The 1,061-nt window shown below is 60.2% G+C and carries 2 protein-coding genes and 1 pseudogene; all 3 read left to right on the top strand.

The window, feature by feature from the left end; genetic code table 11:
- Positions 1–84: 84 nt before the first annotated feature.
- On the top strand, positions 85–471 hold the full coding sequence (tnpA, locus tag ACPYOI_RS35730) for an IS66-like element accessory protein TnpA (RefSeq protein ID WP_481424133.1): 387 nt from the start codon (positions 85–87) through the stop codon (positions 469–471).
- Positions 468–821 carry an IS66 family insertion sequence element accessory protein TnpB gene (tnpB, locus tag ACPYOI_RS35735; RefSeq protein ID WP_481424134.1) on the top strand — a complete coding sequence of 118 codons (354 nt, stop codon included), beginning with the start codon at positions 468–470 and terminating at the stop codon, positions 819–821. Before tnpA ends, tnpB begins: the two co-directional genes overlap by 4 nt.
- 68 nt (positions 822–889) lie before the next feature.
- Positions 890–1,061: pseudogene (locus ACPYOI_RS35740) on the top strand (IS66 family transposase); the annotation flags it as partial.

Genomic DNA, 1,061 nt, shown 5'->3' on the forward strand with positions numbered 1-1,061 from the left:
CGTAACCGATGTTCCGTCCCCACGTTGTCCTCGCCGTCCTAATCTGTGATCGGCTTTCCATGGACGAGCAGAGGGAGTTTCTCCATGGAGACTAGAGTAGAGGTTCTCACGACCAGGAGGGCTGGACGTGAGGTTCACCGGCACTGGCCGGACGAGGTCAAGGCGCAGATCGTTTCGGAAAGCCTTCGTCCCGGCGCGATGGTGAACGAAGTGGCAGAGCGGCATGGCCTGAAGCCGAACCATCTGTCCACTTGGCGGACGATGGCGCGGCAGGGCAAGCTGGTTCTGCCTGCACCCGAGAATGCAATGGAATTCGCAGCGGTCGTTTTCGATCCGCCCGCTTCGGAACCGCCAATCAAAAAAGCCAGTCGCGCTGAGATCATTGTTGGTTCCGTCACTATCCGTCTGGAAGAAGGCGCGTCTGCCGCCCGGATCGCCGCTGTCGCGCGTGCCTGCGCGGTTCCTGCATGATCTTTCCGTCGAACCGGGTTCGGATCATGGTCGCGACCAAGCCGGTCGACTTCCGCAAGGGGCATGATGGATTGGCGGCGTTGGTCAAAAACGAGCTGCACAAGGACCCGTTCACCGGAACGGTATTCGTGTTCCGGTCGCGCAAAGCAGACCGGTTGAAGCTGATCTACTGGGATGGCAGCGGTCTGGTGATGGCGTACAAGCGGTTGGAGGAGCACGCCTTCATCTGGCCGGGCATCAAAGATGGTCTGATGACCTTGGGCCATGCCCAGTTCGAGGCGCTGTTTGCGGGGCTCGACTGGCGTCGGGTGCGTGCCGTGGAGACGAAAGCGCCGACGGCGATCGAATAGGTGCGTCACGATGACTCGGATGGCAAATCCCGGCAGTGAACCGAGGCGATACTTGATAAACTCCAACCATGTTGGACGCCACCGACCTTCCCGACGATATTGCTGCCTTGAAGGCGATGTTGATCGCGGCGCAAGCGCGTGAAGTCCGCAAGGATGAGCGGATCGAGCGGCTGGAGAAGCTGGTTTCCGCTTTGAAGCAGGCTGCCTTCGGCCGCAAATCCGAGAAGGCTGATCCAGAGC

It is taken from the genome of Rhizobium sp. SVR5-2C (assembly GCF_056755115.1).